Origin of the sequence: Bacillus sp. NMCC4 (assembly GCF_002998555.1) — a bacterium.
Taxonomy (GTDB): domain Bacteria; phylum Bacillota; class Bacilli; order Bacillales; family Bacillaceae; genus Bacillus.
Map to the genome: position 1 here is coordinate 509,415 of NZ_PVRA01000002.1, position 14,383 is coordinate 523,797.

At 40.4% G+C, this 14,383-nt stretch carries 16 protein-coding genes; 13 read left to right on the forward strand and 3 right to left on the reverse strand.

The genetic code is table 11. The features are described from left to right. The first annotated feature begins 16 nt into the window (after nucleotides 1–16). The 4 genes from C6Y02_RS06835 (at nucleotide 17) to C6Y02_RS06850 (ending at nucleotide 5,903) form a co-directional block, all read left to right on the forward strand. Nucleotides 17–3,160 (forward strand): bifunctional cytochrome P450/NADPH--P450 reductase, encoded by a 3,144-nt coding sequence (locus tag C6Y02_RS06835; protein WP_106030938.1) that lies wholly within the window; start codon nucleotides 17–19, stop codon nucleotides 3,158–3,160. Between the two features lie 190 nt (nucleotides 3,161–3,350). After that, nucleotides 3,351–4,259, forward strand: coding sequence for a trypsin-like serine peptidase (locus tag C6Y02_RS06840; RefSeq protein WP_106030939.1), 909 nt, complete (start codon nucleotides 3,351–3,353; stop codon nucleotides 4,257–4,259). A 267-nt stretch (nucleotides 4,260–4,526) separates the two neighbouring features. Beyond that, complete coding sequence (locus C6Y02_RS06845) at nucleotides 4,527–4,907, forward strand: NucA/NucB deoxyribonuclease domain-containing protein (RefSeq protein ID WP_060596689.1); 381 nt, start codon at nucleotides 4,527–4,529, stop codon at nucleotides 4,905–4,907. Nucleotides 4,908–5,054: 147 nt separating this feature from the next. Beyond that, nucleotides 5,055–5,903: an STAS domain-containing protein gene (locus C6Y02_RS06850; protein ID WP_106030940.1), complete on the forward strand. Its 849-nt coding sequence runs from the start codon at nucleotides 5,055–5,057 to the stop codon at nucleotides 5,901–5,903. A 33-nt stretch (nucleotides 5,904–5,936) separates the two neighbouring features. Here the strand turns inward: C6Y02_RS06850 and C6Y02_RS06855 are convergent, their stop codons facing one another. After that, nucleotides 5,937–6,479 (reverse strand): IseA DL-endopeptidase inhibitor family protein, encoded by a 543-nt coding sequence (locus tag C6Y02_RS06855; RefSeq protein ID WP_034660768.1) that lies wholly within the window; start codon nucleotides 6,477–6,479, stop codon nucleotides 5,937–5,939. 294 nt (nucleotides 6,480–6,773) lie between these two features. Here C6Y02_RS06855 and C6Y02_RS06860 point away from each other — a divergent pair, with 294 nt between their 5' ends. After that, nucleotides 6,774–7,211 (forward strand): hypothetical protein, encoded by a 438-nt coding sequence (locus C6Y02_RS06860; RefSeq protein WP_034660769.1) that lies wholly within the window; start codon nucleotides 6,774–6,776, stop codon nucleotides 7,209–7,211. 47 nt (nucleotides 7,212–7,258) lie between these two features. Here C6Y02_RS06860 and lexA read toward each other — a convergent pair whose 3' ends face one another. Continuing rightward, entirely contained in the window at nucleotides 7,259–7,879 is a 621-nt protein-coding gene (gene lexA / locus C6Y02_RS06865; RefSeq protein WP_003212311.1) for a transcriptional repressor LexA, read from the reverse strand. A 159-nt stretch (nucleotides 7,880–8,038) separates the two neighbouring features. On the opposite strand from lexA, the gene yneA reads away from it, so the two are divergent. The 6 genes from yneA (at nucleotide 8,039) to C6Y02_RS06895 (ending at nucleotide 12,453) form a co-directional block, all read left to right on the forward strand. Beyond that, nucleotides 8,039–8,350, forward strand: a complete 312-nt coding sequence (gene yneA, locus C6Y02_RS06870) for a cell division suppressor protein YneA (RefSeq protein WP_003211955.1) — start codon at nucleotides 8,039–8,041, stop codon at nucleotides 8,348–8,350. A 17-nt stretch (nucleotides 8,351–8,367) separates the two neighbouring features. Next, nucleotides 8,368–9,015 (forward strand): YneB family resolvase-like protein, encoded by a 648-nt coding sequence (locus C6Y02_RS06875; RefSeq protein ID WP_003211322.1) that lies wholly within the window; start codon nucleotides 8,368–8,370, stop codon nucleotides 9,013–9,015. A 69-nt stretch (nucleotides 9,016–9,084) separates the two neighbouring features. Next, the gene (locus tag C6Y02_RS06880; protein WP_034660771.1) at nucleotides 9,085–9,315 is read left to right on the forward strand and encodes a DUF896 domain-containing protein; all 231 of its coding nucleotides are present in this window, start codon (nucleotides 9,085–9,087) and stop codon (nucleotides 9,313–9,315) included. A 187-nt stretch (nucleotides 9,316–9,502) separates the two neighbouring features. After that, nucleotides 9,503–11,506 (forward strand): transketolase, encoded by a 2,004-nt coding sequence (gene tkt, locus C6Y02_RS06885; RefSeq protein WP_060596422.1) that lies wholly within the window; start codon nucleotides 9,503–9,505, stop codon nucleotides 11,504–11,506. A 197-nt stretch (nucleotides 11,507–11,703) separates the two neighbouring features. After that, nucleotides 11,704–12,150 carry a sporulation inhibitor of replication protein SirA gene (sirA, locus tag C6Y02_RS06890; RefSeq protein ID WP_012010100.1) on the forward strand — a complete coding sequence of 149 codons (447 nt, stop codon included), beginning with the start codon at nucleotides 11,704–11,706 and terminating at the stop codon, nucleotides 12,148–12,150. 84 nt (nucleotides 12,151–12,234) lie between these two features. After that, nucleotides 12,235–12,453, forward strand: coding sequence for a YneF family protein (locus tag C6Y02_RS06895; protein ID WP_003212379.1), 219 nt, complete (start codon nucleotides 12,235–12,237; stop codon nucleotides 12,451–12,453). A 261-nt stretch (nucleotides 12,454–12,714) separates the two neighbouring features. Here the strand turns inward: C6Y02_RS06895 and C6Y02_RS06900 are convergent, their stop codons facing one another. Further along, complete coding sequence (locus tag C6Y02_RS06900; protein ID WP_369810454.1) at nucleotides 12,715–12,888, reverse strand: aspartyl-phosphate phosphatase Spo0E family protein; 174 nt, start codon at nucleotides 12,886–12,888, stop codon at nucleotides 12,715–12,717. Nucleotides 12,889–13,096: 208 nt separating this feature from the next. Here C6Y02_RS06900 and C6Y02_RS06905 point away from each other — a divergent pair, with 208 nt between their 5' ends. Both C6Y02_RS06905 and C6Y02_RS06910 read left to right on the forward strand, forming a co-directional pair. Next, on the forward strand, nucleotides 13,097–13,804 hold the full coding sequence (locus C6Y02_RS06905) for a cytochrome c biogenesis CcdA family protein (protein ID WP_034660773.1): 708 nt from the start codon (nucleotides 13,097–13,099) through the stop codon (nucleotides 13,802–13,804). 94 nt (nucleotides 13,805–13,898) lie between these two features. Next, nucleotides 13,899–14,381, forward strand: coding sequence for a CcdC family protein (locus C6Y02_RS06910; protein WP_034660774.1), 483 nt, complete (start codon nucleotides 13,899–13,901; stop codon nucleotides 14,379–14,381). Nucleotides 14,382–14,383: the final 2 nt, after the last annotated feature.

Below are 14,383 nucleotides of genomic sequence, written 5' to 3' on the forward strand. Positions count from 1 at the left end.
TAAAGGGAGTGGGCACATGCAACAAACATCAATCATTCCAAAACCAAAAACATACGGACCTTTTAAAAATATTCCCCATATCAAAAAGGGGGAGCTTTCTCAAACCTTTTGGCGTCTTGCAGATGAATTAGGACCGATCTTTCAGTTTGAATTTTCAAAAGCAACAAGTATTTTTGTTTCCAGCCATGAACTTGTCCAAGAAATATGTGATGAGAGCCGTTTTGATAAATACATTGGGAGCAGTCTCAATAAAGTAAGAGCATTTGCAGGAGATGGGTTATTTACGAGCTGGACAGAAGAACCGAACTGGAGAAAGGCTCACCACATCTTGATGCCGGCGTTTAGCCAGCAGGCCATGAAGGGCTATCATGAGATGATGCTCGATATTGCCACACAGCTTGTACAAAAATGGCAAAGAACAGGCCGTGATGAAGAAATTGAAGTAGCAGAGGATATGACAAAGCTTACTTTAGATACGATCGGACTTTGCGGTTTTGATTTTCGATTTAACAGCTTTTATAAAGAAAATCAGCATCCATTCATCGAAAGTATGCTGAATGGTTTAAACGAAGCGATGGATCAGGCGAGCCGGTTGCCGGTTGCAGATAAGCTAATGATCAAAAGAAGAAAAAAATTTGACCAAAATGTCGATTTTATGAAGCAATTAGTAGATGACATTATTCAAGAACGAAAAAAACAAGATAAAACGGGCGATGATTTACTGTCCCTCATGCTGCATGCAAAGGATCCTGAAACAGGAGAGCGCCTGTCAGATGAAAATATCCGCTATCAAATCATTACCTTCTTAATAGCTGGGCACGAAACAACAAGCGGGCTGCTATCCTTTGCGATTTATTTCTTATTAAAGAATCCAGAAAAATTAAAGAAAGCCGTCCAAGAAGCAGATGATGTGCTGCAAGGCGGACTGCCAACATTTAAGCAGGTACAAAAACTAAATTACACTCGTATGGTTTTAAATGAATCACTTCGCCTATGGCCAACAGCGCCTACGTTCTCTCTTTATGCGAAAGAGGACACCGTCATCGGAGGGAAATATTCGATTGAAAAGAATCAAAGTGTCTCCGTGCTGCTCCCTAAGTTACATCGTGATCAAGCGGTATGGGGAGAGGATGCGGAAGAATTTAAACCAGAGCGGTTTCTGCACCCTGAAAAGATCCCGCAGCATGCCTACAAGCCTTTTGGGAATGGGCAGCGTGCATGTATCGGCATGCAATTCGCCCTTCATGAAGCCACAATGGTGCTAGCGATGGTTCTGCATAATCTGGAATTGATTGATCACACATCATATGAACTTGATTTAAAAGAATCTCTGACGATTAAGCCAAACGATTTTAAAATCAAAGTGCGGCCACGGAAGCAGAAACTCTTTATGGCACCACCGAAAGAAGAGGCGAAAAAAAGCACAAAATCTGATGAGTCAAAAGTGGCCAGTCACGGTACACCACTGCTTGTTCTATATGGATCAAATCTTGGCACGGCGCAGCAAATCGCAAACGAATTTGCTGAAGACGGGAAAGCAAAAGGGTTTGACGTGACCACTGCTCCGCTTGATGACTATACACGCCAATTACCAGATAAAGGTGCAGTCTTAATCGTGACCGCTTCATACAATGGACATCCGCCTGACCATGCGAAAAAATTTGTGGATTGGGTCACGCAGGATGAAGAGCAGGATTTATCAAACGTGACATTTGCTGTTTTTGGATGCGGAGATCGAAATTGGGCGAGTACGTACCAGCGTATTCCGCGTCTCATTGATGAAGCACTTGAAAGAAAAAGTGCAAAGCGTGTAGCTGATTTAGGAGAAGGCGATGCAGGCGGAGATATGGATGAGGATAAAGAAACATTCCAGAAAACGGTCTTCAAGCAGCTTGCAAAAGAATTTAAGCTCACCTTCCAAGAGAAAGGTAAGGAAAATCCAAAATTATCAGTTGTTTATACAAATGAGCTAGTAGAACGTCCTGTGGCGAAAACGTATGGTGCTTTTTCAGCTGTTGTACTGAAAAATGAGGAATTACAATCTGAAAAAAGTGAGCGGCAAACAAGACATATTGAACTGCAATTGCCTGAAGGGAAACAATACAAAGAAGGGGATCATATCGGAATTGTTCCGAAAAATAGTGATGCACTCGTGCAGCGGGTGATCAATCGCTTCAATCTTGATCCTAAGCAGCACATCAAGCTTTCTTCTCAGAAAGAAGCAAGTCATTTACCTTTAGATCAGCCGATTCAAATGAGAGAATTACTTGCGTCACATGTTGAGCTTCAAGAGCCTGCAACACGTACGCAGCTAAGAGAGCTCGCAGCATATACAGTTTGTCCGCCTCACCGCGTGGAGCTTGAGCAAATGGCTGGTGAAGCATATCAAGAAGCCGTTTTAAAGAAACGAGTAACCATGCTGGACTTATTAGATCAATATGAAGCGTGTGAGCTGCCGTTTGTGCACTTTTTAGCACTTTTACCAGGTTTGAAGCCGCGCTATTACTCAATTTCTAGCTCACCAAAGGTCGAAGAAAAAAGAGTCAGTATCACAGTGGCGGTTGTGAAAGGTAAAGCGTGGAGCGGCCGCGGAGAATATGCCGGAGTCGCATCAAACTATTTATGCGGTCTGCAGGCAGGAGAAGAAGTCGCCTGCTTCCTCCACGAAGCGCAGGCAGGATTCCAGCTGCCACCTTCATCTGAAGTACCGATGATCATGATCGGACCGGGTACAGGAATCGCTCCATTTAGAGGGTTTGTTCAGGCAAGAGAAGTGTGGCAGAAGGAAGGAAAACCACTAGGCGAAGCTCACCTGTATTTTGGCTGCCGTCACCCTCTTGAAGATGATCTGTATTTTGAGGAAATGCAGCTTGCAGCGCAAAAAGGAGTTGTTCACATCCACCGGGCTTATTCTCGTCACAAAGAGCAAAAAGTATATGTCCAGCATTTGTTGAAAGAAGACGGCGACATGCTGATCAAGTTACTTGACCAAGGTGGGTATCTTTACGTGTGCGGGGACGGAAAAATTATGGCACCAGACGTAGAGGCTACGCTTATCGACCTCTATCAAAACGAGAAACATTGCTCGAAGGAAACAGCTGAAAATTGGCTGACAACCCTTGCAAATGACAATAGATATGTAAAAGATGTGTGGAGCTGAAAAATTAGGAAGACCGCCAATTAGGCGGTTTTTTCTATTTCAGAGAGAGATCAATAGAATGAAGGTTGGAAAGATACAAAACACCTAATTTAAAAATGAAATATTTTGTAAAAAATAAGAATATTCTCTCATTTACTCCAATATGAAACAATCGTATGATTTTTGATATAGGACATAAAGGAGGAATATGATGAAAAAGGTGAAAATGTTACTCCCTTCTCTACTCGTTTTTGGTGCTTTAAGTGAGCCTAGTTTTGCCCATGCCACATCGGATTCAGTACTAACGTCTGATTATGACATGGTGACTTCTGATGGAAAGGTGATCTCTTCAAGTGATTTCCACAATGATACGAAATCCCCCTCATCCTTTGACAAAGTGGATGATCTTTCTTCTACTGTTGGCGAAAAAGTAAAACCACTATCAAAATATTTAAAAGACTTTCAAACAAAAGTCGTCATTGGAGACGATGGTAGAACAAAAGTAACAAACACAAGAGTGGCACCATATAATTCAATTGCTTATATTACATTTGGCGGCTCAAGCTGCACGGGGACACTCATTGCCCCTAACAAAATTTTGACAAACGGGCACTGCGTGTACAATACAGCATCGAGAAGTTATAGTGCAAAAGGATCGGTGTATCCAGGCATGAACGATAGTACTGCGGTGAATGGCTCAGCAAACATGACGGAGTTCTATGTACCAAGCGGATATATCAATACAGGCGCGAGCCAATATGATTTTGCCGTGATCAAAACAGATACGAACATTGGCAATACGGTCGGTTACCGCTCTATCCGTCAGGTGACAAACTTAACGGGGACAACGATTAAAATTTCTGGATATCCAGGTGATAAAATGAGATCGACTGGCAAGGTGTCGCAGTGGGAGATGTCAGGTTCTGTGACAAGAGAAGATACAAATCTCGCATACTATACGATTGATACATTTAGCGGAAATTCAGGTTCAGCGATGCTAGATCAAAATCAGCAAATCGTTGGGGTTCATAACGCAGGGTATTCAAACGGAACGATTAATGGCGGTCCAAAAGCGACAGCTGCCTTTGTTGAATTTATCAACTATGCAAAAGCGCAATAAAAGCTAGAGCACAAAGCTTGTTTCCTTCATAGGGGACAAGCTTTTTTATATGGATAGAATCACTGGTTTCTACTGTCTACGCTTGAGAGATTCATTGAGTTCTCAGCCTCATCATTTTTTTCACATGTCATTCGTGAACCGCTCATACATTAAAATGACACATTTCCTTTAAGTCAAGATTCTGCTTGAGAAAAATGAGGAGGTCTCACACTTTTGAAAATGAGAAGAGGCTGGATCACTGGTGTCGCCCTATGCTTTGTGATATGGATGGGCACGTTGTTAGGTGGATTTGGGGAGAAACATGCGGCAAAAGGTGCGGATCGATATGATCATGTCATTCAATTTCCAAAGGAACGGTACCCTGAAACAGGCAGCCATATTCAAGAAGCCATTCGAAAAGGGCATTCAGATGTGTGTACGATAGACCGAAATGGAGCAGATGCCCGCAGGCAAGAATCATTAAAAGGAATTCCGACTAAACCTGGCTTTGACCGGGATGAGTGGCCGATGGCGGTTTGTCTTGAGGGAGGAAAAGGTGCGAGTGTTCAATATGTCAGCCCATCTGATAATAGGGGAGCAGGCTCATGGGTTGGACACCAGATTAGCAGTTATCCTGATGGGAAAAGAATTTTATTTATTGTGAAATAAAACTGGAAGAGAGGCACCTGTGAGTAGGTGCCTTTTTTGTTGATGATCAGAGCGTATTGGAGCTAGCAGGGACAAAAGATTCAGTGGTACAATGGATCTATAAGGTACAAAGACTGACAAGAAGAAAATGTGAAGGGACATATGCTTATGGATAAGAACCGTGCATTATACGATTTTTTCATGCAACATGCAGAGAAACTGACTGAAACTTGGTATGAATCAATTGAGGATAATGATCCAGAATCAATATATCGTTCAACAGATTCCAGCATCATAGCAGAGCTGAAACGGCAAAATCAAGATTATTACCAGTATTTTATACGTGCTCTTATTGAAGACAAGACATATTTACATACTGAGTTTAAAAAGTGGTCTGAAGATTTAGCCAGTGACCCGAAGCATTTAAATACACCATTAGATTATGTTGTGAGAGAATACATGTCCAATCAAAGAGTGGTCCTTCATTACTTAAAAGAATTTATTAAACAGCGTCAAGATGAAATTGATATTGACCGCATCTTTTATTGGTATGATTTAATTTCAGAGGCGTTTAATATTTCAATTCATGTGTTCATCCAGCAATATGTGAAAAATACAACGAGGAAGCTCGTGGCACAAAGTGACATGATTGACGAGCTGAGCTCACCTGTCATTGTTTTAAAAAATCATATTGCGTTATTGCCGTTAGTAGGTGACATTGATACAGCGAGAGCAAAGATGATTTTAGAAAATACGCTTAAACAGTGCTCACAAAAAGGTGTACAGCATTTATGTATTGATTTATCGGGCGTTGTCATTATTGATACAATGGTGGCTCATCAAATCTTTGATCTTGTCACATCACTTCGGTTAATTGGAGTAGAGACGACCATTTCAGGAATCAGACCAGAAATTGCCCAAACAGCCGTGCAGCTTGGGCTTCCTTTTAATGAATTTCGCACGGCATCATCACTTGCTCACGCGCTGGATCGCATGACTGAATTTTCTCCAATATAAAAACCAGGCCGATTGAATGGCCTGGTTTCTTATTTAGATGACAGCGTCAATTTTTGTGACTTTCCAATCTTTTTGTACTTTTTCGTACGTAACAGTTCGTTTTACTTTGCGTCCATCAAGTGTTGGGACGGTGAATTCATATGTGCGGACCGTTTGTTTTTTAGAGACAAGTTTAGGTGTGGCTTTATCCCAATTAAGCATGTTGTCTCCGTCACCGACTGGAACAGCCATTTTTCCTTTATGAACAATGAACTGGTAGTCTTTTAAACCTTGATTGATGGCATCTTTTGTGAAAACTTGAGATAGGTAGCTGTTTAGTTTTTTCTTTGTATCAAATGTTTTAGAAAGATAGTTGTATGTCATGTCTTTATAGCTAAATGATTTTAATTTGTAATCGGAATGTTCATTAATTTTGTAGCCTGACATCGCACTCCAAAAGTGTTCTCGTGCGTCAAGGGCAATATGTAACGCTTCTTTATTTGTCAAAGCGGCTGGTTTTTTAGAAGCGGCCAATGTTGTAGATTGTAATGAGATCATAAGCATAATAGCAGTTAATAAAACGAATAATTTTTTCAAGGCGATTGCCTCCTTTTCTCAATGAAAACTTCTTATGTTACAAATGTTACAACAATTACAGTGATATTACAAGTATTAAATCTAAATGTTTTTTATTTCTTTTCTTTCTATATATATAACGTTTGAGGGAGACAAAAAGTTTTCATTTTTTTATTTTTTCTTTATATCTACTATTTAACCGTTCTAAAGAAGAACAAAACGTTTTTTGGAAAAATTTTTGTTTGGACGTTCAACACGCTTTTTCATTTATGACATATACTATCGTGATGAATGTCTAAGAAAGTGGTGTTGAATATGTATTATCCGTATGAAGGTATGTGGAATGGGTACTCATATGACAGGCAGATGCAAGGATGGCCATCACTCCCTATTCCTCAAGTTGGAGGATTTCCAGGGTTTCCAATCGGAGGAGGAGGCACTGGACCCGGATCAAGCGGATCAGCTCCGCCAGCTCCGCCGCAGCATATCATTTCGCAGTATCAGCAAGCATTATCACAGCCTCAAAGCATGCAGTCACTTATTTCAGGGCAAACAGGTGGAGGCCAGCAATCTGTTCAATTTGCAGCGGGATGTAATAGAAGATGGACGATTGTGTTCATGAGAAACGGTCAAGTGTTTTTAATGTATGTCCTATCCTCACAGCCTTTCGGGAGAACAACTGGCTTTATTTGGCCAAACTTTACATTTGGTTCCTTCCCAAGCTCGCGTATTCTAGCATATTCTTGTTCATAAAAGAAAAAGCCGGTTCTCATCAGCAGCTGATGAAATACCGGCTTTTTTTAGTGAATATTTCTAAATACGCCAATCACTTTACCTAGTATACTTACATTCTGTAAAATAATCGGTTCCATAGATGGGTTCTCTGGCTGTAATCTAAAGTGTGTATCTTCTTTATAGAAACGTTTCACTGTCGCTTCATCTTCCTCTGTCATGGCGACGACAATATCTCCATTGTTAGCGGTGCTTTGCTGACGCACAATGACATAGTCCTTGTCCAAAATTCCTGCATCAATCATACTTTCTCCCATAATTTCAAGCATAAATACTTGTTCATCTGGTGCTGCAAAAGTCTCTGGAAGAGGGAAGTATTCTTCTACATTCTCAACAGCCGTAATAGGCAGGCCTGCTGTTACTTTTCCGATGACTGGTACGTTCATTACAGCACTCTTAGGAATATTCATTTCCTCTTCATCTAGTACTTCGATCGCTCTAGGTTTTGTCGGGTCTCTTCTAATTAAGCCCTTTGTTTCTAGTCTAGCTAAATGTCCATGAACCGTTGAACTGGATGCTAGACCGACAGCTTCTCCAATTTCACGAACGGATGGGGGATAGCCCTTACTTTTTACTTCTTCTTTGATGAATGTCAGGATATCGAGTTGTCTTTTTGATAGCTTCGTCATCTTTTGCACCTCAAAACGTCAATTTTAAAGAAATTATAGCATGTTTTTCCTAACAGTACAAACATAGGTTCGAAAAAAACGTTTGACAGAAACGTTTGTTCGTATTTATAATGAGTGACAGAAAGAGCGAACACATATTCTGTTAGGAGAGATGACATTATGAGGTTAAAAGAATCTATTATTTTTATTGGGGTATTCTCATTCATCGTTGGCATATTTCTCTCACTTATTGCAGTCACAAGCCATAATGATCCAAATCAGTATGTTAAAATAGAGGTTCAATCAGGTGATACTCTTTGGGGGTTAGCTGATCAAGTAAACGACAGCAAATCAATCGACAAAAATGCGTTTATTGACTGGGTCACTCAGCACAATGATCTTGCTTCAACGGAAATCCAGCCTGGTGACATTCTTGTCATACCAGTCAAAAAAGAGCATCCAGTCGTATATCAACTTGCAACAGTACAATAGAAAGGTCGATTGAAGTCATGAATGCAATCATCTATGCGAGAGTAAGCACTGTCAAAGAAGAGCAGGAAACCTCGCTGAAGAGACAAGAAGAAGAACTGCTGGCTTTAGCTGCTATGCACAAGATGAATGTGGTGAAAGTCATCAAAGAAAAAGCAAGCGGATATGATCTAGATCGTGATGGTGTGTTTGATATGCTAGCTACACTAAAAGAAGAGTCAATTGATGCCGTTCTTATCCAGGATGAAACGCGTCTCGGAAGAGGACAAGCAAAAATTGCGCTTCTTCATTGTCTTTTTAAAGAGAACGTAAAGGTGTACAGTACGTTTCATAGAGGCGAGCTTGAGCTTTCAGAAGCAGATGAAATGGTTATTGAGATCGTAGGAGTAGTTGAAGAGTATCAACGAAAAATTCATAACCTGAAAATCAAGCGGGGAATGAGAAGAGCTGTTGAGCGCGGGTATCAGCCCGAACTGAATTTAAAACAGCAGGATCATGCGCCTGGCCGTGAGCGTATTGAAGTGCCGATTTCAGAAATTGTTCGATTAAGAAAAAACAACATGACATTCGCAGAAATTGCAGCAACTCTTCAGGCACTAGGTTTTGACATTTCAAAAGCAACGGTCCATAGAAGGTATCAAGAATATGAAAAAGGTCTGACCACCTAAAGCTTGATTTGTTGTCAAAATGATTGATATTTAGTAGTATGTAGAGAAAATGTTTTAAAGGAGTTTGTCATGATTTCTAAAAAGCAGCTTGCAAGAATCAATGAGCTTTCAAAAAAGTCGAAAGAGACCGGTTTATCAGACGCTGAAAAAACAGAACAAAAGCTATTGAGAGAAGAGTATTTAAAAGCTTTTCGTTCTTCTATGAAAAATACACTTAAAACCGTGAAAATCGTTGATCCTGAAGGAAACGATGTCACACCAGAAAAATTAAAAAGAGAAAGAGATCAAAACCTTCACTAAGTCTGTGATTTCTTAAATTTTGAAAAGATGGGAAGTATATTCTCATCTTTTTTCATATTTGCATAACTTTTTAGGTGATCGATAAACTAAATGTGACAAAATCACTCTTTTTCAGCGTGAAATAGTTGTGAAAAAAGGACAGTAGATTTATGATAATGGTGTACACAAGATACGGAAGGGGATTTATATGGAAACGATTGAATTGAAATCTATTGCAACAATACGTACTCTCTCCATAGACGCAATTGAAAAAGCGAATTCCGGTCACCCTGGAATGCCAATGGGTGCTGCACCAATGGCATACGCTTTATGGACGAATCACTTAAACGTAAGTCCGCAAAACCCTAATTGGTTTAACAGAGACCGTTTTGTTTTATCTGCGGGGCATGGTTCTATGCTTCTATATAGCATGCTCCATTTAAGCGGATACAACCTGAGCATCGATGATCTAAAACAATTCCGCCAATGGGGTAGCAAAACACCTGGACATCCTGAATTTGGACACACAGAGGGCGTAGATGCCACAACAGGTCCTTTAGGGCAGGGGATTGCCATGGCAGTTGGTATGGCACTTGCAGAAAGACATCTTGCGGAAACGTATAACAAAGACAACTTTGATGTTGTAGATCACTATACATACAGCATTTGCGGAGATGGGGACTTAATGGAGGGAATTTCCTCTGAAGCTGCTTCACTTGCTGGTCATTTAGGCTTAGGCCGTTTAATTGTTCTTTATGATTCAAATGATATTTCATTAGATGGCGACCTAGATCGTTCATTCTCTGAAAATGTGAAGAATCGTTTTGAAGCGATGAACTGGGAAGTTCTCTATGTGAAAGACGGCAACAACATTGAAGAAGTGACGGCTGCTATCGAAAAGGCTAAACAAAGCACAGACAGACCTACACTGATTGAAGTGAAAACAACGATTGGTTTCGGATCGCCTAACCGTGCAGGAACGTCTGGTGTGCATGGTGCACCGCTTGGCAGCGATGAAGCCAAGCTGACGAAGGAAGCTTACTCTTGGACGTTTGAAGAAGATTTCCATGTACCTTCTGAAGTGTACGATCATTTCAAAGAAGCTGTAAAAGACGCTGGTCAGAAAAAAGAAGCAGCTTGGAATGAACTATTTGAACAATATGAAAAAGAATACCCTGAGCTTGCAGCTCAACTGAAGCTTGCGATTGAAGGAAAGCTTCCTGAGAATTGGGATCAAGAGGTTCCTGTTTATGAAGCAGGTTCAAGTCTTGCCTCCCGCGCTTCTTCAGGCGAAGTATTAAATGGCATTGCGAAGCAAGTACCTTTCTTTATTGGTGGGTCTGCTGACCTTGCAGGTTCAAACAAAACAACGATTAAAAACACAGACGATTTTGGTAAAGATAATTATGCCGGCAAGAATATTTGGTTCGGTGTCAGAGAATTTGCAATGGGTGCCGCGTTAAACGGTATGGCACTTCACGGCGGCCTTCGTGTATTCGGCGGAACGTTCTTTGTTTTCTCAGATTACTTAAGACCAGCTATTCGTCTTGCTGCCTTAATGGGACTTCCAGTCACATATGTTTTTACTCATGACAGTATCGCTGTTGGTGAAGATGGTCCGACACATGAGCCGGTTGAACAGCTTGCTTCATTACGTGCGATGCCTAATCTTTCTGTTATTCGCCCAGCGGATGGAAACGAAACAGCTGCAGCGTGGAAACTTGCGGTATCTTCAACGGATAAACCGACAGCACTAGTTCTGACTCGTCAAAACCTTCCAACGATTGACCAAGCACCAGAGAAGGCGTATGAGGGAGTAGAAAAAGGTGGATACGTCGTCGTTGAAGCTGCTGATGCACAGCCCGAAGCACTTCTACTCGCTTCTGGATCTGAAGTCGGTTTAGCGATTGAAGCGCAAAAAGCACTTGAAAAAGAAGGGATCCGCGCGTCTGTTGTCAGTCTTCCTGCATGGGATCGTTTCGATCAGCAGTCAGATGAATACAAAGAATCAGTCCTTCCTACAGCAGTGCGGGCTCGTATTGCGATTGAAATGGGAGCTTCACTTGGCTGGGAGCGTTACACTGGTCTTGATGGTGACGTGATTGCCATTGATAAATTTGGCGCTTCTGCACCAGGTGAAACCATTATTGAGAAATACGGATTTACTGTCAGCAATGTGGTCAGCCGTGTGAAAGCAAAGCTGAACAAATAACCAGTCTCCAAGCATCATGCTTTTTTCCATCTGTTTGCAGAGCATTTTCATCCGCTCTGCAAACTTTTTTCTTTTTTCTTGTTTTTTTGACAAAACTAGTTTCTTCTTGCTTCATATATAGACAATTCTTTCTTTCGCATTTTTGTATAATACAAGCAATATACGAGATTGACGAAATGTGAAAGGAAGGGATAGACATGGAACGCCATTATTATATTTATTGGATTGAGGATGAATTTGCACATCATTATTTTGGCAGAGAATCGATTTTGTTTCATTTGTTTGAGTCGTTACACTGGACGAACCGCACGGAAGATGAATTGGTGATGCTTGTGAAACAAGTGGATTACGTGACGAAACGAATCCCTGCTTTTCATATGCACCAGCGATTAATGAACAACTTAACGAACATTCACTATACACAAATTGGCTCGATATACAGCGCTTCCTTACCTGATGGAAAAGGAACGGCTGCATTTATTATAAAAGACCGTTATATCCAAATGTCTGCCACCGGCAGTTACGAGGCAGAAGCGGTGTTTTTTGAAGTGCTGAGAAAAATTAGTCCTTGCTTTCTTGCGATGGACTTTGGTTCAAAGAAGCATGGGTGGCTCAATCCGGTAAAAGTGAGGAATTTTGTTTAAAAAAATAAAATTGAACGTGAAATGTTGTATAATAGCCTTTTGTTTAGTACACTTTATACGAGACAACATGAAGGAGGAAGAATTATGGATTTATGGGTTGTCATCCTTGTAGGCGTTGTTGCACTGCTTGCAGGAGTTGCACTCGGATTCTTTATTGCTCGTAAGTATATGATGAGCTACTTGAAAAAGAATCCACCAATTAATGAACAAATGCTTCGAATGATGATGATGCAAATGGGCATGAAACCGTCCCAGAAGAAAATCAATCAAATGATGAAAGCCATGAACAACCAAGCGAAATAATACGTACGATATTATGATCATAGATGGAACATGGTTATAAAGAATGGACAAGCGTTGTCCTATCTTTATTGAATTCACCTTCATCAGACGCTTTAAAACCACTGTACTTGCATGAATGAAGCAGGGAAGGTGGTTTTTATTTTTGCGTCAGCCTCCTGTTAAAAACAAAAAACCCCTGTAATCAGAGGTTTTTGTTTCGTTTATGGTCACATATCAACTGTTCTAAAAATCGTGCAGCATGATAGATATCATGAGATATGATTAGTTGGCTGAGTTTGAGTGTAAGTGTCGTTGATATTGTAAGAGAAGATGATCTAGCTGCTGGCTATGTTCGATGGTCACTGTTGATGTCATCCCATTATGCAAGACAACTTTCATCAGCTCTTCTCTTTTTTCTTCGATTTGAGTTAATAATGATGTTTTTACCAAAGTCATGTTCCTTTCATGCAAATCTTGATAAAAAGAATCGATTTTATTATATCCATTTTAAGGTTTATTTTCAAATTTAAAGGATTCGTTATCTTGATGTCAAATTAAATTATATAAGGTTTTAAGAGAATAGACCATCTTTATTGAGAGGATGTAAAAAAAATGAAATGATTTTGTCATCTCTTATTGTATATTGTAAGAAGGGGGTGTTCTTTTGACAGATTTGAATTACTTTTTAGCTTTTGGAGCAGGGTTTCTTTCTTTTATCTCACCATGCTGTCTGCCGCTTTATCCAGCCTTTTTATCGTATATTACGGGCGTTAGTATAGATGAAGTGAAATCTGAGAAGGTGATGCTGAGAAGAAGAAGTCTGCTTCATACCTTATTCTTTTTAGTTGGATTCTCTATTATATTTATTGCGATTGGCTTTGGGACATCGTATGTTGGGAAGTTTTTTTATGATTACCATCAAGCAATTCGCCAGGTTGGAGCCATTCTCATTATTTTCTTTGGTTTTATGATTCTTGGTGTCTTCCAGCCTTCTTTCCTTATGGGGGAAAAGAGAATGCAGTTCAAAAATCGTCCTGCTGGTTTTTTTGGGTCAATTCTCATCGGAATGGGCTTTGCCGCTGGATGGACACCTTGTACAGGACCTATTTTATCTGCTGTTATCACACTTGCTGGTAACAATCCGGAGTCGGCTGTCACATATATGATTGCGTATGTATTCGGATTTGCCGTTCCGTTTTTTGTTCTATCCTTTTTCATCACGAAAATGACGTGGATCAGAAAGCGCCAGCAGCTTATCATGAGAATTGGCGGGATCATTATGATTGTGGTAGGGATATTGCTGTTCTTTGATCTTCTGACATGGATTATCATCATGTTCTCCTCATTGTTCGGCGGATTTACAGGCTTTTGAAATCGTTTTCTACAGTCGCGGCGAATGGTTTTTTTTCGTCAATTGGAGTATATTATACATAGGCTGACCTTAAAGAATAAAGGAATGATTTGATATGATGGTCTTGATCTCTTCTATAATTGCGATATGTATGGCGGTAGCCGTCATGTTTATTCGCATTAAGTCATCTGCAAAACCTGCAACCGCAAAAAAAATTATATTACCTCCTATTTTCATGAGCACTGGGGCACTAATGTTTTTTGTTCCTATGTTTCGAGTAACTGGGGCTGAATTTCTAGAGGCGATCACAGTGGGGATGTTTTTCTCCATCTTTTTAATCAAAACATCGAAGTTTGAAATTAGAGGGAATGACATTTATTTAAAGCGATCAAAAGCATTTGTGTTTATTCTCATTGGACTTCTTGTTCTTCGTATCGGGATGAAGACCATCCTGAGTTCTTCTATTGATTATGGTTCTCTAAGCGGGATGTTTTGGATTCTTGCCTTTGGCATGATCGTACCTTGGCGCGTTGCTATGTATTTGTCGTTTAGAAAGCTGTCTAAGCAATTAGATCCGCAGCAGGTTCAAATGAATTAAAC